20 protein-coding genes, 1 tRNA gene and 1 CRISPR repeat array (1 of these 22 running past the window's edge) are annotated in these 23,009 nt (G+C 57.1%); of the genes, 17 read left to right on the forward strand and 4 right to left on the reverse strand.

What is annotated here, in order from left to right:
* The 5 genes from ACVWYY_RS02125 to pxcA form a co-directional block, all read left to right on the forward strand.
* Positions 1-585: zinc ribbon domain-containing protein (locus ACVWYY_RS02125; protein WP_457439467.1), on the forward strand; the 585-nt coding region annotated here is incomplete at its 5' end.
* A 271-nt stretch (positions 586-856) separates the two neighbouring features.
* Entirely contained in the window at positions 857-1,213 is a 357-nt protein-coding gene (locus tag ACVWYY_RS02130) for a ferredoxin-thioredoxin reductase catalytic domain-containing protein (protein WP_011432451.1), read from the forward strand.
* A gap of 104 nt (positions 1,214-1,317) precedes the next feature.
* Positions 1,318-1,434, forward strand: a complete 117-nt coding sequence (locus ACVWYY_RS02135; protein ID WP_011432450.1) for a photosystem II reaction center X protein — start codon at positions 1,318-1,320, stop codon at positions 1,432-1,434.
* Between the two features lie 280 nt (positions 1,435-1,714).
* Positions 1,715-3,118: a glycosyltransferase gene (locus ACVWYY_RS02140; protein WP_457439469.1), complete on the forward strand. Its 1,404-nt coding sequence runs from the start codon at positions 1,715-1,717 to the stop codon at positions 3,116-3,118.
* Between the two features lie 180 nt (positions 3,119-3,298).
* Positions 3,299-4,681, forward strand: a complete 1,383-nt coding sequence (gene pxcA / locus ACVWYY_RS02145; RefSeq protein ID WP_457439471.1) for a proton extrusion protein PcxA — start codon at positions 3,299-3,301, stop codon at positions 4,679-4,681.
* An 8-nt stretch (positions 4,682-4,689) separates the two neighbouring features.
* Here the strand turns inward: pxcA and ACVWYY_RS02150 are convergent, their stop codons facing one another.
* Complete coding sequence (locus tag ACVWYY_RS02150) at positions 4,690-5,295, reverse strand: DUF721 domain-containing protein (protein ID WP_457439473.1); 606 nt, start codon at positions 5,293-5,295, stop codon at positions 4,690-4,692.
* A gap of 33 nt (positions 5,296-5,328) precedes the next feature.
* Complete coding sequence (locus ACVWYY_RS02155) at positions 5,329-7,173, reverse strand: mechanosensitive ion channel family protein (protein WP_457439475.1); 1,845 nt, start codon at positions 7,171-7,173, stop codon at positions 5,329-5,331.
* Between ACVWYY_RS02155 and ACVWYY_RS02160 the strand changes: the two genes are divergently transcribed.
* Positions 7,155-7,286, forward strand: a complete 132-nt coding sequence (locus ACVWYY_RS02160; protein ID WP_414343450.1) for a hypothetical protein — start codon at positions 7,155-7,157, stop codon at positions 7,284-7,286. The two genes, ACVWYY_RS02155 and ACVWYY_RS02160, sit on opposite strands and share 19 nt — an antisense overlap.
* Here the strand turns inward: ACVWYY_RS02160 and uvrB are convergent.
* Positions 7,283-9,370, reverse strand: coding sequence for an excinuclease ABC subunit UvrB (gene uvrB / locus ACVWYY_RS02165; protein ID WP_457439477.1), 2,088 nt, complete (start codon positions 9,368-9,370; stop codon positions 7,283-7,285). The two genes, ACVWYY_RS02160 and uvrB, sit on opposite strands and share 4 nt — an antisense overlap.
* 298 nt (positions 9,371-9,668) lie before the next feature.
* Between uvrB and ACVWYY_RS02170 the strand changes: the two genes are divergently transcribed.
* Complete coding sequence (locus ACVWYY_RS02170) at positions 9,669-11,501, forward strand: DUF3352 domain-containing protein (protein ID WP_457439479.1); 1,833 nt, start codon at positions 9,669-9,671, stop codon at positions 11,499-11,501.
* A 3-nt stretch (positions 11,502-11,504) separates the two neighbouring features.
* Here ACVWYY_RS02170 and ACVWYY_RS02175 read toward each other — a convergent pair whose 3' ends face one another.
* A complete protein-coding gene (locus ACVWYY_RS02175) occupies positions 11,505-11,948 on the reverse strand; it encodes an ATP-binding protein (protein WP_011432443.1) in 444 nt (147 codons plus the stop codon).
* 141 nt (positions 11,949-12,089) lie between these two features.
* Between ACVWYY_RS02175 and petP the strand changes: the two genes are divergently transcribed.
* The 10 genes from petP (at position 12,090) to ACVWYY_RS02225 (ending at position 21,609) form a co-directional block, all read left to right on the forward strand.
* Positions 12,090-12,287, forward strand: coding sequence for a cytochrome b6f subunit PetP (gene petP, locus ACVWYY_RS02180; RefSeq protein ID WP_041436278.1), 198 nt, complete (start codon positions 12,090-12,092; stop codon positions 12,285-12,287).
* Between the two features lie 37 nt (positions 12,288-12,324).
* Positions 12,325-12,654 carry an HU family DNA-binding protein gene (locus ACVWYY_RS02185; protein ID WP_238376891.1) on the forward strand — a complete coding sequence of 110 codons (330 nt, stop codon included), beginning with the start codon at positions 12,325-12,327 and terminating at the stop codon, positions 12,652-12,654.
* Positions 12,655-12,666: 12 nt separating this feature from the next.
* On the forward strand, positions 12,667-14,127 hold the full coding sequence (locus ACVWYY_RS02190; RefSeq protein WP_457402441.1) for a DASH family cryptochrome: 1,461 nt from the start codon (positions 12,667-12,669) through the stop codon (positions 14,125-14,127).
* Positions 14,128-14,226: 99 nt separating this feature from the next.
* Positions 14,227-14,298 (forward strand) — tRNA-Met (locus tag ACVWYY_RS02195).
* A gap of 161 nt (positions 14,299-14,459) precedes the next feature.
* Positions 14,460-15,200, forward strand: a complete 741-nt coding sequence (locus tag ACVWYY_RS02200; protein WP_457402439.1) for a S24 family peptidase — start codon at positions 14,460-14,462, stop codon at positions 15,198-15,200.
* 518 nt (positions 15,201-15,718) lie between these two features.
* On the forward strand, positions 15,719-17,170 hold the full coding sequence (locus tag ACVWYY_RS02205; RefSeq protein WP_457402438.1) for a hypothetical protein: 1,452 nt from the start codon (positions 15,719-15,721) through the stop codon (positions 17,168-17,170).
* Positions 17,171-19,420, forward strand: coding sequence for a Cas10/Cmr2 second palm domain-containing protein (locus ACVWYY_RS02210; RefSeq protein WP_457402436.1), 2,250 nt, complete (start codon positions 17,171-17,173; stop codon positions 19,418-19,420).
* The gene (locus tag ACVWYY_RS02215; protein ID WP_457439481.1) at positions 19,413-20,390 is read left to right on the forward strand and encodes a hypothetical protein; all 978 of its coding nucleotides are present in this window, start codon (positions 19,413-19,415) and stop codon (positions 20,388-20,390) included. Before ACVWYY_RS02210 ends, ACVWYY_RS02215 begins: the two co-directional genes overlap by 8 nt.
* Positions 20,391-20,392: 2 nt before the next feature.
* A complete protein-coding gene (locus ACVWYY_RS02220) occupies positions 20,393-21,175 on the forward strand; it encodes an RAMP superfamily CRISPR-associated protein (RefSeq protein WP_457402432.1) in 783 nt (260 codons plus the stop codon).
* A complete protein-coding gene (locus ACVWYY_RS02225) occupies positions 21,175-21,609 on the forward strand; it encodes a hypothetical protein (protein WP_457439483.1) in 435 nt (144 codons plus the stop codon). Before ACVWYY_RS02220 ends, ACVWYY_RS02225 begins: the two co-directional genes overlap by 1 nt.
* Positions 21,610-21,790: 181 nt before the next feature.
* Positions 21,791-23,009: direct repeats of the CRISPR family, unit length 36 nt; unit sequence GTCGCAGACCTTCCCAGAAGGTAAAGGTGTTGAAAC; it runs 880 nt beyond the window's last position.

The following is a 23,009-nucleotide window of genomic DNA, read 5'->3' on the forward strand; positions in this document are numbered from 1 at the left end:
TTGGCGGCAGGGACAGCAGATGCTCCTGGGAAGAACGTCCGCGCCAAGTCAGCGTTAAACAAAGCCATTCTCGACCAGGGGTGGTATGAGTTCCGCTGCATGCTGGAGTACAAGCTGGCCTGGAAAGGTGGCAGGCTCATTGTCGTGCCGCCGCAGAACCCGAGCCGCACCTGTCCATGTTGCGGCCATGTTTCATCAGACAACCGCCAGACCCAAGCCTGGTTCGAGTGCGTGGCGTGCGGCTATGAGAATAACGCCGTTCGCGGCAGCGGGCCGGAGGCCTTTCGCGGCAGCGGGCCGGAGGCCTTTCGCGGCAGCGGGCCGGAGGCCTTTCTGGTCGGTGCCATCAACATCCTTGCTCGCGGGATACAGCTGTTGCGAGACGAAGGGCAGGACACGGCCGACGCTGCGGTCGGGATGCGGGTGGGTGAACCACCCGTGTCAGCCCGGATGGCCTGTGGATCGAACTGCACGGGCGGTCGGAAGCAGGAACCCGCCGAGACGACTGCGCAAGGAGCCATCCATGCGCAGCGTGGTAGGAATCTCCGGCCTAAAGGCCGGGGAGGATGTCAAGGTATTCTGTAGAGTACGCCAAGGCTGGCTCTTGCTACGGCCCCTAGATGTTGCCTTGTGTAACAGCAAGGGCATAATCTTTTGTCCTGCCTAGAGGTCTGCTGTACAACGAAGAGCGAGATACAGCTTTTCTCGACGTTGTGGGAGGTCTGTGGAGTTATCTGTGGAGTTAATAGAATCCCGGCCCCCTACACGTCTGTACTGGCTTCGGGAGGCGTCGTCGGAAAAAGCTGTGAACCCCATTGCTAGCAACAGCCGGTTAGTTCCACTTTTGGGAATCGTCATGGAAAGTCGTGGTTACAAAAAGTCCTCACAGAAGAGCTTTGAGTTGATGCGGCATTTCGCAGAAACCTACGCCAAACGCTCCGAGACCTTTTTCTGCTCGGATCCATCAATTACGACGGCGGTGATCGAAGGCTTGGCTCTGCACAAAGAGCAATTGGGCGCCCCGCTGTGTCCCTGTCGTTTTTATGAAGACAAAGAGGCAGAAGCAAAAGCAGGCTATTGGAATTGCCCCTGTGTACCCATGCGGGAGCGAAAGGAATGTCACTGTATGCTGTTCTTAACGCCGGATAACCCCTTTGCCGGCAAGAGCCAAACCCTAGAGGAGGTGCCCCTGGAATACCAAACTACCAAATGACAGCGCCCGGCAGGGACAAAGGCAGGCTTTGGAAGGGTGACAGGGCTCGGTATAATCGAAAAACCGTTGGGCAATGGTTATTTGCACGAGGAGGAAACGCTTTTATGACTCCCTCACTTGCTAACTTCCTCTGGAGCTTGGTGGCTGGTGCAGTTGTGCTGGGGGCTCTCTTTGGCGCCATCATCTTTGTCAGCCAAAGGGATAAAGTGCGTCGTCGCTGAGATCCCCGCTCGTTGGCACTTGCCCGCCAATGCTTCCCTTTTCCCTGTACTGCTATCGCTGGGTGGGGAGAGACTGGGGTGGCAAGATGTGGCTGCGGTACGCAATCGCTGGAGGGCTTCGCCCCTGTTGTCGGGGATCCAGCTGGGTTGGGTGACCAACAGATTGAGATCTAAGGTGCTTGAAGCCGTTGTTGCAAGCGATCACACCTTATGAAAGGCCTCCGGCCCGCTGCCGCGATCGAAGACTATCCAGCGATACCCTAGGGATCCCTTGCCAGCGTTGACCCACCCCTTGTATTACTGGCGGCAAAAAAACCGCTACTACCACGAGGATCTGGAGCGGCTGCATCGCTTTTTTGTCCCTGCCGGTTTGCGCATCTTGGAGATTGGTTCCGGCACGGGATCCCTGCTCAATGCCTTGCAGCCCAGCTTCGGGGTGGGGATCGACCGGGATGCGGACATTGTTGCCCAAGCTCAGGCAGAGTTTCCCCATCTCCATTTCCGGGTGCAAGATGCCCACACGCTGGACAAAGGGGATCCCGTCTTGGCGGAGCCTTTTGATGTGATCTTGCTCGTCAATACCCTGGGCTACCTGGCCGACATCCAGCAGGTTCTCCAGCAGTTGCGCTGCTTCTGTACCCCACGCACCCGCCTGATCCTCTCCCACCACAACCCGCTCTGGGAGCCGATTCTGGGCTTGGCAACCGCTCTGAAGCAACGGATGCCTCTGCCGGCAGCCAACTGGTTATCGGCAGCCGATGTGGCCAACCTGCTGCACTTGGCAGGATACGAGGTCATTCAGCAGGGCAAGCGGCTGTTGTTGCCGCGGCGGATCCCGTTCCTTTCGACTGTGATCAACCGGGTGATTGCCCCATTGCCCGGGATCAACGCCCTCTGCCTGACAGAGTACACGATCGCTCGCCTGCAGCCCGACCCTGCCTGGGATCCCCCCCCTGAGCAGCAGCCTTCCTGCACCGTGGTGATTCCGGCTCGGAATGAAGCGGGCAACATCCGCCGCTGCGTGGAACATTTGCCCGAGATGGGATCCCGCACCGAGATCATTTTTGTGGAGGGGCATTCCAGCGACGGGACTTGGGCCGAGATCCAGCGGGTACAGGCGGAATACCAAGGGATCCGCAATATCCGGGCTCTACGGCAGGAGGGCAAGGGCAAGGGGGATGCGGTGCGCAAGGGGCTAGCCGCCGCTACAGGGGATGTGTTGATCATCCTCGACGCCGATTTGACCGTACAGGCAGAGGACCTGCCCAAGTTTTTCCGGGCTGTGGCTTCCGGGCGATGTGATTTTGCCAATGGTTGTCGCCTTATCTATCCCCTGAAACCAGAGGCAATGCCTCGGCTAAACCAATGGGCCAATCGTTTTTTTGCCGCTCTCCTCTCCTACATTCTCGGCATCCGCATCAAAGATTCCCTCTGTGGCACCAAGGCCCTGTGGCGGGAGGATTACCAGCAGATTGCCAGGCTACGCCAAGAGTGGGGGGATTTCGACCCGTTTGGAGATTTTGACCTGTTGCTGGGATCCGCCAAGCGCACCCTGAAGATCCTGGATATCCCCGTGCGCTATTTCCCCAGAACCTATGGCCGCTCCAACATTCACCATGTGCGAGAGGGGCTGCGGCTGCTGCAGATCTGTGGCTTTGCCCTCAAGCGCTTTAAGGGGTGCTGAATGTTGCTCTAGACCAAAGGTGCCGGTCTGTACTTCTGTCGAGGCAGGGCCAGTCTCTGCAAGTACTTCTCCACCGTTGGGATTCCCGCCTAGGCACCCAGGACTCGTTACAATAATTAGTCAATCGGATCACTGTAATGTGTGGATTGGCCCCCATGGGGAGTGCCACGGGAACGAGCAATGGGAGAATCCGTATTGAGCAGGCTGGGCCAATGGATCTCGAATACCCCCCTGCGCTCCCTCGACCAAGCTTATGAGGCTGCCCTGCGCATTAAAGCCATCGAGGATCAATACTTCCAGGGAGGATCCATCGGCAGCAACGGGCAACATGGCCAGAATGTCAGCCGCTACTTTCAAATTCAACTGCGCCGGCAACTGCGCCAGATCGATCTGCGTTTGGCAGAGTTCAGAGCCAGCAGCGCCTTTTCTCGCCTGCCGGATCCCGAGCAAAATGGCAGTGGCCCTGTTTCTGCCCAAGATAAAGATCAAGAACGCCATGCCGCTGAGGTCGATGCTCCTGAAAGCAACGGCGAAAACCCTGAGAATGGTCGCCAAAGACGAGATCTTTCCATCTTGGAGAAACTGCAGTTTATCGATCAGGTGACTTCTCGATACAAACGCCCGACCAGAAAATCCCAGCCCATCTCTGCTTCAATTTCCACTTCACCTGAGCCTCTCGAACGGCCAGAACAACCTACCTCAACCCAACCCAGTTCTTCTAATGTCTCTGTCAAGGCAGGCTCCGGCAATGGCGCTGCCCCGGTCGCTTCCAAAGCTGCGATTCTGCCCCGTTCTATTCTGCGCACAGCCAGCCAAATCCGCCGTGAGCTGAGTTCCCAGGCCGAAGAGGAACTGATCCAGGAGTATCGCGAGGCTCGCACTCGCACACTGGTATCGATTCGTTTTCTGTTGTTGTTGGCCGTTTTGCCTCTGCTCACCCAGATCCTCTCGAAAAACTTTCTGTTTGGGCCATTGGTAGATCACTTGCAACAACGGGAGCCTGCCATTGTGGCTCTAAGCCACGAATTCCAAGAAAAAGCCCTGTCAGAGTTCGAGTTTTTCAAGGAAAGAATAGAATTTGAGCGAGCTTTGCACCATCAATCTCCAGAGTGGGATCTGGAATCAGCAGATCAACTGTCCATGAAGGCAGAGGAACTGCTGAAAAAATATAGCCGTAGGAACTCGGAAGGCTTGAAGAATATCCTTGCTGATTTGCTTTCGCTGCTGGTGTTTGGCTGGCTTATCTTTGTTGGGCGTGAGGAAATCGAAGTCCTCAAGTCTTTTTTGGATCGTCTGATCTACGGTCTCAGCGATAGTGCCAAGGCTTTCATTATTATTCTCTTTACCGATGTGTTTGTCGGTTATCACTCTCCCCACGGTTGGGAGGTGCTGCTGGGTAATTTGGCTGCCCATTTGGGGTTACCGGAGAACCGCGATTTTATCTACGGCTTTATTGCTACTTTTCCGGTTTTCCTAGATACGCTTTTTAAGTATTGGATCTTTCGCTATCTAAACCGTGTATCGCCGTCTTCGGTGGCCACCTATCGGGCTATGAACGATTGATTTTTGGGTTAACCGGAACAACTGTGGCCGCGCGGGCGCAAGGATTGTCGATGGCAGAACCCGCAGACAAACCAACGCTCCAATTCGGCGGCAGGGGTGGGACAGCGGCAGGCGGGGCAAGGGAACAGGTTCTCCTGGGTTTGTTGTTGCTTCACCACTCTGGCCCAGCGCTCGAAAGCCACTTTCGGGTCGGAGGTGGGCTGTTTTGGATTGGGGCTGCGACAGGATCCAGGGCGTTGTCCATCTTGGTCTGCTAGGCGGGGAGCGCCATAAAACTTGCTGGTCAGCTCCGCATCAGGATGGGGGGTGGCTTGGCTGGATCCCTCGTGCCAGGCACCAGGGCTGAAGCGGATATCGCTGAGGGGAGGTTGGATGCGGCTGTTGAGTTTCTTGAGAATGAGCTGACGTTGCAAGGTTAAGTTTTGTGCCCAGGCCGGGGTAGAGGTGGCCACCTGCAGCACCTGTCGGCGCAGGCTGAGAGGATAGGTTTGGGCGGCTACGGCCTCTCCGACGAGTTCGGGCCAGAGCTGCCGCAGGGTTTGCATTTGCTTCAGTTCAGCCCAACGGGGATGGCTGCCAAAGCTTCCCAGTACCTCATCTAACCGCTGCAACATGGTGTCGATAGGGTGTCAATGGCAGGCAATAGCTTAGGAAACACCATTTTGGTCTTCCGGCGATTGTGCTGCTTCTTTGAGGGCAGAGTGAATGGAGTCGGTATCGGGCAAAGAAGGGGATCCACCGTTTTGACTGAGGGGGGCAAATCCCTCTAGGCTGCGGATATGAATATCTTGTTGCGGGAAGGGGATGCGGATCCCACGTCGCCGAAACTCAGCCTCGATTAGGAAGTTTAGCTCGCTGATCAAGACAAACTGATCTTGAGGACGGTTGATCCACACCAGCAGCTCAAAGTTAAGTGCAGAAGGGCCAAAGGACTTGAGCCAGACTTGGGGGGCAGGGCTGCTCAACACCCGAGCATTTTCTTTGGCTGCGCTGAGCAGAGCTTCGGTGACCAGGGCCGTATCGGAGCCGTAGGCCACGCCGACCGGAATGTGGATGCGACAGCGGGGATCCCGGTAGCTCCAGTTCACCACCTTTGATTCGGTAAAGCGGGAGTTGGGCACAATCACAAAAATGCGATCCAGGGTGCGCAAGACGGTAGCCCGTGGCCCAATGCGCTCCACCGTGCCGAGCAAGTTGTCCACTTCCACCAGATCCCCGATTTGGATGGGGCGCTCCAGCAAAATGGCAATGTAGCTGATGTAGTTGTTGGAGAGGTTTTGCAAACCAAAGCCGATCCCCAAACCCACCGCCCCGGCAATAACCGCCAAGGAGCCCAGATTAAGGCCGCTGAAGGGCAAGACCAGAAGGATGCCGAACAGGGTCAGGATGTACTTGAAGATGGCCGCCGAAGACTCTTGGGTGCCCAGATCCAGCCCTAGGCGTGCCAAAAAGCGCTGCTTGAAGCCAACACTGACGTAGTGGGCGCCGGTGAAAACCAAGATGGAGAGGACGAGGAAGACCAGCAAGCTGGCAATCGAAACGCTGGAGTTGGGCAGAGGCTGGGTGAGAACGCCCAGAGCCGTGGCGACCACACGACCCAGGCCCAGGTAAAAGGAGCGCTGAAACGGTCGTAGGGCAGGGATGAAGCTGATACCGCGATCCAGCGAGATGCCGGCGATGAGGATTGCCCCCACGCCCCGCAGCAGCATCCCACCCACATCGATCCAGGTGCCCCAGGTCTCTCCGGCCTTAAGCTCCAACCAGCGTTGCAAGCGGGTTAGGCTGCGGTCGAACAGCCGCCAGAGAAAGAACCCCACCACCAAGGTGGCGATCCCTGCCAGGAGGGTCAGAACCAGCACGCGCGGATCCTGGGCCCGTTGCAGAGCCAGCAGGTCTTCGCGGTAATCGGCAATCGCTTGCTCCAACCGCCGCGCCCAACTGTTGGCCACCAGACGCACGTCATTCAGGTTCACCTGACCCGGTGCCACCCTGCGCTCCGCGGCAGCATCGGCATAGGTGACGGTAAACAAATACCGTTGGGTGGCCTCAAAGCGGCCTCTTTCCCCCAGGCGTAAGATGTATTGCCCATTGGCATCCTGGGCCACCCGTACCTCTGGCTCCGGCAACTGGCCTTCTTCCAGAAAGCGCTCGATGATCGCCCGAACGTTGTCGGCCCGCACATCGCTGGGGTAGTCTGCCGTCTGCAGGCGGAACACCGGTATGTTCCCGACCAGCACTTCTGTGCCCTCTTGGCCGGTCAAAGGGATCCCGATTGGGCTGGGGGCTGGGGCAGGGGATCCCTCAGGAGTTGGCGCTTCAGCCGGTGTGGGTCGGGGATCGGCCAGGAAAAAGTTGGGATCCCGAAATTCAAGGGCTTGAGCCAAGGGGATCCCTGAGGAGGCAGAGGCGACGGCAGGGGTGAGCCAGAGACCTATCCCCACCGTCAGCCCAACCCAAAGAGCTGCTCGCTTAAGTGGGACGGAGTCCTGCATGGCCGGTTTGGTACGAACGCCTATCGATCAATTGGGGATCCCTGGTGCTGCCCCGCAAGCTCATGGTGGCACAAGCCGACCTCAATTTTGGCCGATCTGAGCAAGGATTTTAGGTGCCCTGAGAATGGCCCAGAAGGCGTTGACGCAGCTTTTTGATTCTATCTCGCAGCTCGGCGGCTTCCTCAAATTCTAGGTTTTTGGCGGCCTCTTTCATCTTCAGTTCCAGTTGGCCGATCAGCTCCGGAATCTCGGAGAGAGGAATCTCCTGCGCAGCTTGAAAGGCTTTTTCCAGATCTGGGTCGTTAAGTTTGCGGGAGATGGCCAAAAAAGACAAGATGGCATTGCTGTTTTTCTTGACGATGGGCTTGGGCGTGATGTTGTGTTGGCGGTTGTATTGCAATTGAATTTCGCGGCGACGCTGGGTTTCGGCAATGGCCCGGGCCATGCTGCTGGTCATGGTGTCGGCGTACATCACCACCGTTCCACGGACATTTCGTGCTGCCCTCCCAATCATCTGAATCAGGGAGCGCTCTGCTCGCAAAAACCCTTCTTTGTCAGCATCCAAAATGGCCACCAAGGAGACTTCCGGCAGGTCCAACCCTTCCCGGAGCAAGTTGACCCCCACCAACACGTCAAAGGCCCCTTCTCGAAAGTCTTGTAGGATTTCAATTCGCTCAATCGAGGTGATCTCGGAATGCAAATAGCGAACTCGGATCCCTCGCTCCTGGAGATATTCTGTGAGATCTTCTGCCATCCGTTTGGTGAGGGTGGTCACGATCACCCGTTCGGCAGATCCCTGCTGAGAGCGCTCCAATCGCAAATAAATTTCTCCCAGCAAATCGTCCACTTGCCCAGCCGTAGGGCGCACATGCACCTCGGGATCCACCACCCCAGTGGGCCGAATCACCTGTTCGATAACCCGACCGCTGCCGGGCACATAGAACTTCAGGGTCTTGCCATCTTCCACCCGGGTTTCAAATTGGGCCTCGCTCTGCTCTAGTTCCCAGTTGCCGGGAGTAGCCGAAACAAAGATGCACTGATGAACTTTGGCCCAAAACTCTTCGGCTTTGAGGGGGCGATTGTCGAGGGCGCTGGGCAGGCGAAAACCGTGATCCACCAGCACCTGCTTGCGGGCACGGTCGCCATTATACATGCCGCGAATTTGGGGCACGGTCACGTGGGATTCATCCACCACCAGCAGCCAATCGTCGGCCTTGAAATAATCCACCAAGCAGGCGGGGGGCTCTCCTGCTTTGCGTCCCGTTAAATGTCTGGAGTAGTTTTCGATCCCATTGCAATAGCCCACCTCCCGCAGCATTTCTAGGTCGTAGCGGGTGCGCTGCTCTAGGCGTTGGGCTTCCAGGAGCTTGCCTTCTTTGCGAAAGAGGGCCAGTTGCTCTTCCAGTTCTTGCTCGATATTGAGGATTGCCCGCTCCAGTTGTGCTTCCGGCGTTACAAAGTGCCGAGCAGGATAAACTCTGAGGGCGCTGAGGCTGTTCAAAATCTCACCTGTAACCGGGTCGATTAAGCGAATGGCCTCGATCTCATCCCCAAAAAATTCGATGCGAATGACCCGATCCTCATAGGCCGGCACAATTTCCAGCACATCCCCTTTGAGGCGAAATCGCCCCCGCACCAGCTCCAGGTCATTGCGCTCGTACTGGATGCTGGCCAGATCCCGCAAGACATCCCGTTGGTTGATCTCCTGGCCGACTTTGAAGGGGATGGAAGCCTTCAGGTATTCTTCTGGCATGCCCAGACCATAGATGCAGCTCACCGAGGCCACCACAATCACATCCCGCCGTTCAAACAAGGAGCGGGTAGCCGAGTGCCGCAACATATCGATTTCATCGTTGATGGAAGAAGATTTGGCGATGTAAGTATCGGTGCTGGGAACATAGGCTTCCGGTTGGTAATAGTCGTAATAGCTGATGAAGTATTCGACGGCATTATTGGGAAACAGCTCTCGTAGCTCATTGCACAGTTGTGCTGCCAAAGTCTTATTGTGGGCCATCACTAAGGTGGGCCTGCCCACCTGCTGAATGGTATGGGCGATGGTAAACGTTTTGCCGGTTCCGGTTGCTCCCAGCAAGGTTTGAAAACGATGGCCTTCTGAAATCGACTTCACCAAGCCGGCAATTGCCTTAGGTTGATCTCCGGTGGGTTGATAGGGAGAAACCAGTTGAAACTCTGACATGGGTTTGACTTTCGGATGGGCCTAGATAGCTGCCGGGCTGGTCAAGGCAGGGCTGATCTGCACGTTGGTTTGGAATGGTGGTGCGGATCACAAAGGCTTGTAGGGTGCCTCTAAACTTGGCCGCCTGCTCAGCGGTGGGCTCCAGCTGGCACACCAGGGTTAGCCTCTGTTCCATGGTAAGGTTTTATCATGCAGGACTGAGGGCAGCGCTTCTTCACTAGGCCTGTTCATGCCAGCAGTGCAGAGCAGTAGGGCCTGGGTGTCCGCGCCATGTCTCCCTCGGTGCAGAGATTGAGATATGGGACGACGGCAACTCTTGCGCGGGATCCTGATTGGGCTTGGTCTTCTGGCCGCCATGGTGGTGTGGGTTGTCGTATGGCTGCTCACCCGCAGTCCGGTGGCTTTGTTGCTGGCCCACCCGGAGCTGCCGCCAATTGTGGGTTTGGCCCCTCGCTCCGCACAAGCGCTGCTGGTGTTGGCTGTTCCCCTGGACGAGGTGCAAGCGTTTTGGCAAGCGGCAACTCCTGCCCCCCAGCGACGCGCTGCCCGTCAGCAGTGGCAAAAGTTTTTCTCCCCTGAAGGCCCAGGCTGGCTGGGATCCTTGCTGGCCGGGGGATCCCTTGATTTTGAGCGGGAGGTGCGGCCCTGGCTGGGGAGGAGTACCCTCTTGGCCAGTTTGCCGGAGTGGGGCACCTTGGTTGCCCTGGAAACGCGGGATGCGGCGCTCTCTCAGTTTGAGCTGAACCTATTGTGGGAACGGCAGAGCTTGGCCGGGAGGCCGGTGCAGGTGGACACTTACAAGGGCATTCAGGTGGTGTCTAGCCCGATTCCGGGCCTGCAGGGGTTCTCGGCAGCCGTTTTCGGCGAGCAATACGTGTTGTTGGCGGAGCAGTCTGCTGCCATTCGGGCTGCAATCGATGCTTGGCAGTTGCCGCAGTTGTCTCTGGTGGCTCAGCCTCTGTTTCAGCAGGTCATCCAGCCCTTGCGGGAGGCGCATGTGGGTTGGGCCTTCTGGCAAAATCCAGAGGCGGTTTCTTCAGACGGGCTGACGTTGCAGGCGGTAGGGCTGGGGTTGGGGGTAAACTTCCGCGGCTTGGTGGCCGAAAGTGCTGCCCTCTGGCATGCGCCCGCTGGCTTCTCCTTGCCGGCGGCAGAAGCCTTTCGCCCGCAGATCCTTCAACATCTGCCGGATAAAACCTTGGCGCTGATTTCCGGAGAGAATCTGGTCTCAGTTTGGCAGAGCCTGGGGCAGATCCAGCCCCTAAATTCCCTGGGGTTGCGGGTGGATCCCGGCCAGTGGCTGCAGCGCTTGCAATCTCAGGTGGCGCTGGACTGGCAGCGTCTGTTGCCGGAACGGGGAGAGTTTGCCTTTGCCCTTTTGCCCGGCGACGGGGATCCAGCCTGGCTGTGGGTCGGTAAGCTGCCGGATGAGTCGGTCGCGACAGCGGGACGGAGTCCTTATTTCGACTTGGATGAGCGGGCACGCGCCCAAGGCTGGCAGGTAATCTCTCTGGCAACGAAGCGTGGCACCGCCACCGCCTGGGCCCAACCGACCACTCCTGCGGGGGAGACGGAGTCCTTGCCGTCAGAACCCCCGCCGGTCGTGACAGCGGGACGGAGTCCTCACCGCTCCACCCATCGACCGGAGATCCCTGTGTTGGCAGGCGAGCCGCTGGAAGTCAGTGGGAAAGGAGGATCCGCGTCATTGCAGGCGGCAGAGGCTCTCCCCCAGTCGCGTCAGCGGCGCGGAGCGCTAACGCTGCCAGGGATCCCGCTGCCGGCACAGGTGTATCATGCCGATCGCAAAGGCTATTCCTACCTGGCCTCTTCTTTGGGGGCTCTGGAGACGGCCCTCGCGGATCCCCCCTTGAGTGCAAATCGCGCCTGGCGCAAGTTGGTGGCTTCCCTGCCCCACCGCAATTTGGGCTATGGCTATGGATCCCTGGGGTTGCTCTTGGAAAGCGAGCTGCTCGACCCGGTCGCGTCAGCGGCGCGGAGCGCTAAGGGATCCCGCTGGGCATCCACGCGCTTTGCCTTCGCCACCACAGCCCTAGCGGTTTCTGAAGCTCCCTACCCCGATCGGGGCTGCCAGATTACCCAAATGGGCAAGCTGTTTTGGGAGTGGCATTGAGGGTCAGACTATCCAGGGATCCCGGCAGTTGGCGTGGATGTATTTGGCCAGGTAGACCTGGTTGCCTGTTTCATTCCACTCCACAAAGTCGAAGATTTGGGTGAGCAGCAGCATTCCTCGGCCCGACTCTTCGGTTTCCAAGATGTTATGTTGGCATCGGTGGAGCTTCTCTTGGGGACAAAAGCCGGGCCCTTGATCTCGCACCAGCCATTGGTAAAAGGGCTCCGAGCTGGCGTACTCGATGATCACCTTCTTGTTGGGGTCGAGGCCGTTGCCGTGGCGGACGGCATTGATGATTGCTTCCTGTAGGCCCAAACGTATTTCCGCTCTCCAGGCAGGAGGGACTTTTGAGATCAAGAGATCGAGGACAGGCTGAGTGTAGAGGGTGGAGGGAAAGCTGATAACGCTCCAGGAGCAGTGGGCGGGTTTGAGGGAAAGGGCAATCACGGAGGCAGTCTTCCCTGGGGCACGGCACTCTGACCCCATTCTAGCAATCCCATCGGGGTCAACCCCAGCAGAGGTGCGGCAGGAGCTCGGCAAGGGGACTTTTGCCGTACCATCTTGAGTGGTAAGTCTCTTCGCGGTTTTATGGCGATCAAGGTTGGAAATAAGGTCAAAGTTCGCTCTGTCCAGGATCGCGGACAAGAAAACCTCAGCGCTCTGGTGGGCAAAGAGGCTGTGGTGCTGGCACGGCGTGTGGTCGATGGCAGCGGTGTCGGCTACATTCTGGAGTTTCCCGATCGCTCTCGACATTGGTTTTTCGAGAGTGAACTGGAGGTGCTCTAAGCCCCTGTCTGTGTTCTGTTGTCTAGAGGGTCGGTTGGTGGCTTCTCCTCCTCATTTGACTCGCCGTTTGCTGGCCCGCCAGATGGCCGCGCAGGTGGATGGCCTGACCGTGGAAATGGCTGCTGCTGCTCTGGAGGCTATGCTGGACAGCATTAGCCAATGCCTGGCCCAGGGGGGATCCGTGCGGCTGGCTCGCTTTGGCACGTTCTCGCTGCGCCATCGTCCCGCCCGGCAAACCTATCATCCGCGCACCAAGGCCCCTGTTCACATCCCGGCTGCCGATGTGCCTCATTTTGTTCCCAGCCCTGAGCTGGGGCGTCCAGCTGGGGTTCGGGTGTCCAAGTCTGAGTCCGCGGGATCCGTGTAGGGTAGCTGCAGAATGACCGTCCTGCTGTGGTTTCGCACCGACTTGCGCCTGCTGGATCACCAGCCGCTGACGCGGGCCTGCCAACAGGGATCCCCTTTGATCCCCTTGTATTGCTTGGATCCCCGCCAGTTCGGCGAGACTTCCCTTGGGCTCCGCCCCAGAACCGGCCCTTTCCGCGGTCAGTTTTTGCTGGAGAGTTTGGCAGATCTGCGGCAGCAGTTGCGGTCGCGCGGCTCGGATTTGGTGATCCGCCAGGGACAGCCAGAACAGGTGATCCCCACCTTGGCACAGGAGTGGGGGGTCGAGGCGGTCTATGCCCATGAAGAGGTGGGCACCGAGGAGAAGGAGGTGGCGGCTGCTGTTGAGCGGGCTTTGCGGTCTCTGGGGATCCGGCTGCAGGTTGATTGGGGCCATACCCTCTATCACCCTGAGGATCTCCCCTTTTGTCTCTCGCAACTGCCGGAGCTGTTCACCCGCTTTCGAAAGCAAGTCGAGGGGAGCACCCCCATCCGGGATCCCTTGCCCATTCCCTCGATCCCCCCCCTGCCATCGGGTTTGGATCCCGGCCCTCTGCCTACTTTGGCCTCGCTGGGGCTATCCCCACCTGCCGGGGATCCACGGGCTCGCTTCACCTACCTTGGCGGCAGCACTGCTGCCCATGCCCGCCTGCAAACCTACTTTTGGGATCTGGATCGGCTGCGCATCTACAAAGAAACCCGCAACGGCATGTTGGATCCCGACGATAGCTCCCGGCTTTCTGCTTGGTTGGCCCTGGGCTGCATCTCCCCTCGCACCGTCTATGCCGAGGTCAAGCGTTACGAGCAGGAGCGGGTGCGCAATGAGTCCACCTACTGGCTGGTGTTTGAGCTGCTGTGGCGGGATTATTTTCGGTTTATCTTGGCCAAGCACGGCGCCAAACTGTTCCGTCCTTCTGGGATCCAAGGGATCCCTATCCCTTGGCAACAGGATTGGCCGCGCTTCCAGGCTTGGTGTCGAGGTGAGACGGGCTACCCCTTGGTGGATGCCAACATGCGGGAGCTGGCGGCTACTGGGTTTATGTCCAACCGGGGACGGCAGAATGTGGCCAGCTTTTTGACCAAGAACCTGGGCATCGACTGGCGCATGGGCGCTGAGTGGTTTGAGTCGCTGCTCATCGACTACGACGTGGCCAGCAACTACGGCAATTGGAACTACACCGCCGGCGTAGGGAACGATGCCCGCGGCTTCCGCTACTTCCACATCCCCAAACAATCTCGCGAGTACGATCCCAAAGGAGACTATCTGCGCCACTGGTTGCCGGAATTGGCCGGGATCCCGGGGGATAAAATCCACGAGCCCTATCGCCTCACTGCTGCCGAGCAGAAGCAATTTGGAGTCCGATTGGGGGTGGACTACCCTCGCCCACTGGTGGATTTGGAGAAGTCTCTCGCGGCCAACCGACGGGTTTACGAAGCTGCCCTGGCCTGCCGATAGGCATTGCCTTGTCTGGGGCTTCTTCCCGAGAGGGGGCTGAGGGGATTTTCTGAGGCGCAGTTCCGGCCCAAGAGTGCTATTCTAGTTAAGCGCTGTCCTGGCTCAGTAGCTCAGCGGTAGAGCAGGGGACTCATAAGCCCTTGGTCGCGTGTTCAAATCACGCCTGAGCCATCTCTATGAAACCCTTACTAGAGGCCCCTTTCCGTTGTGGAGTAGGGCTTCTGGCTTTTTGGGGCCACTTTGCGCTGTTTCTAGGACTGGGACAAATAGGGTCATTTCGAGTCGGATCAGCCTATTATTTTAGTGAAGCTGATAGTGAAGGATTTGAGCTGGTGGACAGCATCACCAAAGCCACTCTGGAGCGGATCGCTCAAGCCAATGGTCGGCTGAAGTCTGCCAATGTGGGTTTGTCCATCTTGCTCCGCAATAGTCGGCTGTATCTGCGGGGGACGTTACCTCCTAAGCCTGGATCCCTCAAGGATAAGGCGTTTCAGCAGGAGATTGCTTTGGGGTTTCTGGGGATCCGTGCCAATCCGGCGGGGGTGAGTGCGGCAGAGCGGGAGGCTCGCCGGGTGGGGATTGCGCTGCAGGATGGGACGTTTGATTGGCGGTGCTTCCTCAAACCAGAGGCAGTCCAAAAGATGAGTCTCCTACTCTGGGACAAGTATGTGGCCTACAAATCTAAGTCGGTGGCAGTGACCACGGTGCTTTCGACCTACGCCAAGACACGGGCCAAGCTCGTCAAGTGGAATCAGCCGATTGAGGATAAGTTGGCGGCCTATCGGTTGAGTATGATTCGGGTGATGGGAGATTCGATGGCGCCGACACTGGATTCGGGGGATATGGTGATTGTGGATGAGTCGGTGAAGTTTGCGGACCGGATTGTGGAAGGAATTTTTGTTCTCAGGATTGATGGCTATCTGCGGGTGAAGCGGTTGGAGCGGATGAAGGAGCGGATCCGGGTGTTGAGTGATAATCCGGCCTACCGTCCGGAGGTGTATCGCCTCAATCAGTTGCAGGAGGAGTTTTCGGTGCTAGGCAGGGTGGTGGCAGCTGTGAAACCGACGGCCTAAGGGGGTAGTATTAGGGACTTCAAAAAAAAGATTATGGTGAGCAATAGCTAGTCAATGTCAATGTGTCTGGGGTGAGCACATTGAATCATTCCAGTCGGATCTGGTAGTGGGGTGCTAAAATTATACAAAGTTTTATTAAGAGAGACATGAGTAGGGCTGCAAGTCAATTAAAGTGGATTGAAGTTTTAATCACCTTGCTGTACGGGAGACTGTGAGCTATGAAGGTCGTTGCAAGCACTGCGGCTCTGCGAGTTTATTTGGGGATCTCGGCGTTGTTACCCTTGGGAGGACAAGCGGAGATCATGTCTTGTGAATAGCGGGTGATTCCGCAGAGTTTTCATAGCAATCTAAATGGTGGTGGAGCAGCGGTACCTATTGGCTCCGCCAAATGTGATTCCGGAGGGATGTCAAAATCACCCTTTGCACAAGGTTCTATTGATGCGGCTCAATCCGGTGAATTGGTTGCGGATCTGGTTCGGCTGAAGGTATTTGTGAAATCTTAAGCCTGTGAGGTTGATATGTCGGGATCCATCGTGCTACAAATCTTGGGAACCAGCGATGTCCAGGTGGATGGACAGCCGGGAAGGGAGCAGATTAGGGGCTTTGATCTCCATGAAATGCAAGAGCTTGCTCAAGATCTCAAGAACGAATTGTTAGGTAACCTAAACCGTGTAGATTTTCCCCTAATTCGTCAGGCGCATCAGTATGTTCAGCATGTAAAGGGATCCCCCACATTCGTAGTGCTGTTAACAGATCAGACGGCTTGGTTTAGCACTCAGCCGATGGCGGCGGTGGGTTGGAAGGAGATCATTACATCCGATGGGCATTGGTGGGAGGAGGTGTTGCTGGCCTGGGCTGAAGAACACGGGATCCGCTGTCATTGTGTGCGGTTTGTGGTGCCACCAGAGGTGAGATCAGGGGTCGCAGATTGGGAAGGAATGGCAAAACTCGCTACCCAGTTTCTGAGCCAGCTTGTGCAAGACAACCAGATTCAGTTACCCAATAGCCAGGTTCTCCCTTTTGAAACACTCCTTATCCAGCACAGCAGCGGGACTCCGGCGTTGAGTAGTGCCCTGTATTTGTGGGGGATTGAGCAACGGCTAGAGGGACGAGCGGTGGAGTTTTTGTATATGTCTCGTCAGGATGAAGAACCCAGACATCATCCTGGATCCCATTGGCAGTGGCGGTTAAAAGTGCCTCAAATCCGACAATTATTGGCAGTGCAAGATTTTGCAGGGATCCTTCAGTTGGTGAAGGGAGATGTGGGCAAGGATATGGAGAAACAGATCCGGCGACTGGATCGGGCGGTGTCTTTTAATTTGCGGGAGCTCAATTTGGGGCTGAATCCTGAAGAAGAAGTTCTGGAGCGGATTGCGATTGCCTGCTGGAGTGAGCGGGCGTTTCGGGAGCGGGGGCAATGGATGCACTGGATTTTAAGGGTGGCTGGAGCGTTTGAGTTGGTGTTGAAGTGTTTGGTTGTGCAGCAGGGGCAAGGGCAATTCTCGTGGCGGCGTAGGAACAATGGGTCGGTAGATTTGTTCCATCAACAGGATCCCGTTTTTGCCAACATCACAGCGATTGCGAGGGGGATCTCTCAAGGGAATTTCCTAGGAAGAAAGGATAATCAAGATTTCACATATCGGTTCGATCCTATTGCTAGAAGCCAGGAACTGAGTTATTTTCAGTCCTTTTACTGTGATGATCCAGGCTGGATCCTGAATAAAAATAAACAGATCAAATTTGCAGAGATTCGGAACGACCTCTATCACTCTTTGCAGGGGGATGTGATCGATCAAGCCTTGGATCAAAAGACGCTGGAGTTGGGATCCGTGACCCGTGCAGATCATCCGGCTCAGGTGGCGGTGGGTCATTTGGAGTTTTTGATTGAGCTGGCAGGGATCCAGTCCAAAATCCAAGAGCGGGTGCGGGATTATCAAACTCAGGTGCAACGGATCGAGGAGCAACTGTAAATGGATTTGGAGCAATGGTTGGTTCAGCAGCGGCGGCTTTATGTGGGAGGGATCCCAGAGGGTGAAACGCGGTTGGCAACCCATCCGGTGAGTGGCGAGTGGCAAGAATCAGAGTATTTGCAAAACCAGTTTTGGTGGGGCGGAGGGGCGAGTCGAGAGTCGTGGCGGCAGATTGAGCAGGATTTGGGGGAACGACCCGAGCTGACTCAGGTGGCGGCCTTGACTTTTGGGCCGGTGCAGACATTTTTGGGGGCAGGGCAGCGGCTACGGGACTGGGCGGTGGCGTCCTGGCTGTGTCATTACTTGGCGGCGGTGATGGTGTATCGCTGGCAGGAGCGAGGTGGGGTGGTGCTGTTGCCGCGTCATCAGGGGGTGGATTTGGTGCAGTGGTTGCGGGATCCCGACTACCCCGGTGGGGAAGGATTTTGGCGGGCAGAGTTGCCGAATGTGTTAACGGGATTACATCCTAGTCAGCCGGAATGGATTGAGAGTCAGCGTCAGGTGATCCGGCAGGAGTGGTCGCGGTTGATTGCAGTCCTTGAAGAGGTGGTGGTGGAGCGTTTTCCGAAGCTGCTGAATGGGATCGGGTGGCGGGTGATTCATCGGGATCATGCCTGCTTGTGGACGGTGTATGCCGAGTCGGAGCCGATGCAGGTTGAGGGGCTGAGTGAGCAGATTGGCGGGTTGCATGGGCAGATTGAGGCACGGAAGTTAGCGCGACAGTGGCAGTATCCCTGGTGGGGGGGGCGAACGAGTCCGACGGCGGGGAGTCTTTCGACTTGGCATCCGGGTCTGAAGCCGCTGGATCAGGGGGGGACGTGGGGAATGCCGGATGAGCAGCTCCAGTCCTGGTGGGAAGGGGTGGCAGACCGCAGTGGTTTGGCGGGCTTGTTTTCTAAAGATGAGCGGCTGAATAGCCTGGAGATGGTGAAGCGGTTGGCATCGGCCCCTGATGTGATGGAGTTGGTTTTGCAGCGGTTGTGGGGGAAGAAACCTCCGGCCTGTCCTTGGGAGCGGTTTCCGGATCAGACGGCGACGGCAGCGGCTTGGATCACGCAGGTGGTGGATCCTGGAGTGTGGAATGAGAAGGTAGAGACGTTTAATGAGCTGATTTTTGAGCGGCAACCGTTGACGGAATGGGGGATCCCTGGGGTGGATGAGGCCGGGGAGAGGTTTGCCCATCCGCGGATTTTGGAGCGGCGAACGGTGCGGGATCAGGCTCCGGATCTACTGGATGAGTGGGAGCAAGAGAAGCTGGCGGGCTGGGAGAGTGTGATCGAGTGGACGGTGGGCTGGCGAGGCGATGGGGATCAAATGGGGCAATGGCTGTCGGGGACTCAGTATCGAGAGCGACAGTTGGCCTGGGAACGCTGGCACGTGGATGAGAGCAAGATCGAGGTCTATCGACTGGGGATCCAACCACCGCTTGTGCCATCCCAGCCCAGACAAATTGAACTGCCTCACGTATTAGACCTGTCGGTGTTGTTTAGCTATTGGAATGAGGTGTTGTATCCGCTGGTGGAAGATCACCATCTGGGACGGGTGGTGTTTGCCGGGGGGGATGATTTTCTGCTGCTGGGGCCGATCACCGAGGCGGTAGCGTTGACCAGCGATCTCTTGAAGCTCTGGCGAGGGCTACCCAATCCGGTGACGGAGCCGTTGGAGCCGGCCTGCGATGGCTGGGTGAGGCGGGGGAGCAAAATCTATCCTGTCCCCGGAGAAAAAATGAATTTTAGCTTGGGGGTAGTGATTGCCCAGCGACGGATCCCCCAATCTCTTTGGCATCGCAACCTCAATCAGGCGTACAAGCAGGCAAAGAAAACAGGGCGTAACCGCGTGTGTGTGCGGGTGCTGTTTAACAGTGGCCAAAGCCTGGAGTGGGTGTGTCCGTGGCCGTTGTGGCTCCTGCTGATGGAGGAGGTGCAGCCGAAGCGGGATCCCAAGCAGACGGAGCTGAATCGCTGGGAGAAGTTGTTGGGGTATGTGGAGAGCACGCGGCTATCCTCGCAGGCGCAGACGGTGCTGGGGGTGGGATCTCTGATTCGGACGTTGTGGGCCAGTGTGGGCATCGATCCGGGGTTGTGGGATGAGGTGTTGGGGTATCGGCGAAGGTTTCAAAAGGAACTGGAGAAGGAACTGGAGAGTTGGGATTGGTGGCTGAGTTGGATCAGCCTACGGGGCTTTTTGGCTCGGCAAGAGCGGGAGCGGCAGCGGTGGATTGAGTTGGTGGGGGGGCGAAGGGATGCCTGAGGCAGCGGTGAACTGGTTGACGTTAACGCCGGCGGGGCCGTTGAGTTTGGGTAATTTGACCCCGGTGGGGCAGAACAGCGGTCAGGTGGGGTGTCGGTGGCCTCCCAATGGGCATCAGTTGGCGGCGTGTTTGGGGTTGCCCAGTTCGGCGCGGTTGTGGGGGCCATTTTGGCATTCGCTCGCCTCACCCAGATCCTTTTATGTGCCGTTGCCGTTGCCGGTGTATGCCTTGGATGAGGGCAAAGACAAGTTAGAGCGAGTGTTTCGCCTGCAGGAGGTGGGGGGATATTGGCAACCCCGATCTGAACATGAAAGGAAGCCGATCCAGGTGGTGGGTGGATCCCGGCTGATTTCGGGAGTGGGGTTACGCAGCCTGTGGCGGGATGGAACAGTGGAAGGGAGGGAGTTGGTGGAGCTGCCCTGGCGGACGCTGACTCTGAGCCACAACAGCCGCCAAGATTACCAAGTCCGGGAGGAGGGGGGCTTTTTTGCGGAGATGACGACGCTGATGGATCCCGGTTGGTCCATTTTGGTGGGGATCCTGGGGGACTATGAGCCGCCGCAGTGGGGCACTCTGGGAGCGGGCGGGATGCCGGTGGCCATTCAAGCGGTGAAGTTGATTGGTTGGGAGTGGCTGGGCGAAGAGTGCAAGGGGGCAACCGGAGGGGTGCTGTTGACCGGGGCATTATGGAGCAAACAAACCTATTCGGTGCCCTGTCCTGAGGGGGTGCGGGCCTATGCCGCTGAAACTGGGGTGCCGTGGCAGTCGTGGAAGAAGGTGAAGGATCGAAAGGATCCAGGGCGGCGGGTGACGGTGTTGACTCCGGGGGAATGGCTGACTCCAGCGGGGGCGGTGTATTTGTGGCAAGAGGGATCCTCAATCCAGAAGTCGGGACCCATGCCGGATCCCTTTCATCGGGATGCGTTGGGGTATGGCCATATCTGGTTGTTTCGGGATGAGGAAAGGTAACGATGCCCAATGCGTGGTTGGTGTGTTTGTCGCCGGTGCATATTGGCGGGGCAGATAGCGAGAGCCGGGGCAACAATAATCCGGTGTTTCGCTTGCCGGATCGGACGCCTGCCATTCCGGGGAGTTCGTTACGGGGGGCATTGCGGGAGGATGCCGAAGGTAAAGATGCCTATAGGGGCCATGTCAAGAACTGGTTTGGAGGGCCGACAGAGGATATTTCGCCGGGGCGGATCTCGTTGGGGTGGGGCTGGCCGGTGTGGTGGCCGGTGCATGTCTTGGGCTACGGCAATTGGTGGGTGAGTTGTCCGGCTTGGCTCAACCGTTTTCAACAACTGAATCACGGATCCCCGTTTAACTTTGCCCTGGATCAGGTGTATATGACCCATCCAGAATTGGCAGCGGGATCCAGTCTGTATTTGCGCTGGCTGAGGTTGACCAATATCCAGAAGTGGACAGAGGTGTTACCGGCTCCAGAGGGGGTGGATCCTGATTGTCGGATTGTGGTACCCAACCATTGCATCAATTTGATTGTGGATATGGGGTTGGTGCGGCAGCCGAGGGTAAGTTTGCGGGATGAACCGGATGCCAAGGGCAATTTGGTGGAAAACCTGTTTGCCGTAGAGGGGTATCCGCCGGGGGCAGTGTTTATGTTTAGCTGGACGGTGCGCCAAAAGGTAGAACATCTGGATCAGTGGCAATCCTTTTTGCAGGGGGATCACTCCCTGGGCGGACTGTGGAGCGTTGGTTATGGCAATGTGCGGATCACGAACATTGGAGGTGCATGATGGCGGTCGAACATTACGACTTGGATCGGCGGGTGTTTCATCGCCTCCAAGCAGGGATCCAACATCTGCAGGACTGGCAGGGAGCCGCCAGTGGCATTGCCGATTATGTGGCCACCTGGGGGCTGGAGCGGTTTTGGTCGATGTCGCGGTCGATGGCTTTGCTGGGGGGAGCGATCCCGGCGGCGGGGCAGGGCAACAATGAACAACGACGCTATTTTGCCTGGGGGGTGGCGCGGATTGTGTTGGCCGAGGTTGCAGGGGCAGAACTAGGGATCCGAAGCGACATGACCACCCATGAGTTTCAGGAGCGGCTAAGGCAGTTGACCTTTAATCAGCAGGTGTTGATGAGTGACCTGTTGATTGCCATTGCCGAGACCATTCAGTTCTGGACGATGCGACTCAAAGACGCTCAACAGGCGGGTATGAATGCCTGAGCGATCACCTCGGCCAATGCCCTCAAAGGCTGATTCTTTCGTTGACCCGGTCGATGCCGCTCTGGATAAGGGTTTCAGCGATTTTGGATCCCTGTTTTGCGGCCTGGATGGGGTGGTTTTTGGGAGGCGGTCGAAAATGGCCTCTGGATCCCGCTCTGGGCAAGGGATGTAGAATGGAGGGGTCGCAGACCTTCCCAGAAGGTAAAGGTGTTGAAACTTGAAGGCTTCGCCTAAGTGAGAGGATAGCCCACCCAGGTCGCAGACCTTCCCAGAAGGTAAAGGTGTTGAAACTGCCCTTTATACGGCTTAACCACAACGTAACGTTGTTGTCGCAGACCTTCCCAGAAGGTAAAGGTGTTGAAACACGGATCCGATCCAATCGTTTCCGCGAATTCTTAAGTCGTCGCAGACCTTCCCAGAAGGTAAAGGTGTTGAAACGTTTCTAGCAGCATGTCCAACAGAGACATCAGTAGAGGTCGCAGACCTTCCCAGAAGGTAAAGGTGTTGAAACAACGTTGGCAAGATTTCCTGCGGTACCGGACGTTCGCGTCGCAGACCTTCCCAGAAGGTAAAGGTGTTGAAACTATGCAACTAACTTGGCGTGTGCTTCTTCCAAGTCTTTCTGTCGCAGACCTTCCCAGAAGGTAAAGGTGTTGAAACCACTCGGAACGAGCCAAGGCGGTGCTCTTACCAGATGTCGCAGACCTTCCCAGAAGGTAAAGGTGTTGAAACCAGGCCTGCACCGAGGCCCATCCGACTTCTCCTACGCTAGTCGCAGACCTTCCCAGAAGGTAAAGGTGTTGAAACCCTGCAGAGACAATCAAAGGGGCTGTAGTGTCTCTGAAGGTCGCAGACCTTCCCAGAAGGTAAAGGTGTTGAAACATCCGATCCAGGAAGATCGGAGCTTTGCGCACTGCAAGTCGCAGACCTTCCCAGAAGGTAAAGGTGTTGAAACTCCGCGACGTGCTTCTGGGTCACAACGCAAGCCTGAAGTCGCAGACCTTCCCAGAAGGTAAAGGTGTTGAAACCCAGTCGATAACTCTAGTTGACATATATGACGAGTAGGTCGTCGCAGACCTTCCCAGAAGGTAAAGGTGTTGAAACTTTAGGCTGTCAACGGTCCAACCGTAGTCGGGATCGTCGCAGACCTTCCCAGAAGGTAAAGGTGTTGAAACGATATTCCAACGCTCCTGCATAGCATCCCACAAAGTGTCGCAGACCTTCCCAGAAGGTAAAGGTGTTGAAACCTGCCTTGCGGTGACGAGGAGCCTGATCATGTAGTGTCGCAGACCTTCCCAGAAGGTAAAGGTGTTGAAACTCCTTCCGGGTAGCGAAGAAGTATAATTCATCCGCCCAGTCGCAGACCTTCCCAGAAGGTAAAGGTGTTGAAACTTCGTCTG

This window comes from Thermostichus sp. MS-CIW-34, assembly GCF_054060435.1.

What these genes read in the sequence shown, in the direction of transcription:
- ACVWYY_RS02220 (WP_457402432.1), top strand. Translation starts at nt 20,393, where the DNA reads ATGCCCAATGCGTGGTTGGTGTGTTTGTCGCCGGTGCATATTGGCGGG.
- ACVWYY_RS02170 (WP_457439479.1), top strand. Translation starts at nt 9,669, where the DNA reads ATGGGACGACGGCAACTCTTGCGCGGGATCCTGATTGGGCTTGGTCTT.
- ACVWYY_RS02225 (WP_457439483.1), top strand. Translation starts at nt 21,175, where the DNA reads ATGGCGGTCGAACATTACGACTTGGATCGGCGGGTGTTTCATCGCCTC.
- ACVWYY_RS02150 (WP_457439473.1), bottom strand. Translation starts at nt 5,295, where the DNA reads ATGTTGCAGCGGTTAGATGAGGTACTGGGAAGCTTTGGCAGCCATCCC.
- pxcA (WP_457439471.1), top strand. Translation starts at nt 3,299, where the DNA reads ATGGGAGAATCCGTATTGAGCAGGCTGGGCCAATGGATCTCGAATACC.
- uvrB (WP_457439477.1), bottom strand. Translation starts at nt 9,370, where the DNA reads ATGTCAGAGTTTCAACTGGTTTCTCCCTATCAACCCACCGGAGATCAA.
- ACVWYY_RS02155 (WP_457439475.1), bottom strand. Translation starts at nt 7,173, where the DNA reads ATGCAGGACTCCGTCCCACTTAAGCGAGCAGCTCTTTGGGTTGGGCTG.
- ACVWYY_RS02135 (WP_011432450.1), top strand. Translation starts at nt 1,318, where the DNA reads ATGACTCCCTCACTTGCTAACTTCCTCTGGAGCTTGGTGGCTGGTGCA.
- ACVWYY_RS02210 (WP_457402436.1), top strand. Translation starts at nt 17,171, where the DNA reads ATGGATTTGGAGCAATGGTTGGTTCAGCAGCGGCGGCTTTATGTGGGA.
- ACVWYY_RS02215 (WP_457439481.1), top strand. Translation starts at nt 19,413, where the DNA reads ATGCCTGAGGCAGCGGTGAACTGGTTGACGTTAACGCCGGCGGGGCCG.
- ACVWYY_RS02190 (WP_457402441.1), top strand. Translation starts at nt 12,667, where the DNA reads ATGACCGTCCTGCTGTGGTTTCGCACCGACTTGCGCCTGCTGGATCAC.
- petP (WP_041436278.1), top strand. Translation starts at nt 12,090, where the DNA reads ATGGCGATCAAGGTTGGAAATAAGGTCAAAGTTCGCTCTGTCCAGGAT.
- ACVWYY_RS02205 (WP_457402438.1), top strand. Translation starts at nt 15,719, where the DNA reads ATGTCGGGATCCATCGTGCTACAAATCTTGGGAACCAGCGATGTCCAG.
- ACVWYY_RS02130 (WP_011432451.1), top strand. Translation starts at nt 857, where the DNA reads ATGGAAAGTCGTGGTTACAAAAAGTCCTCACAGAAGAGCTTTGAGTTG.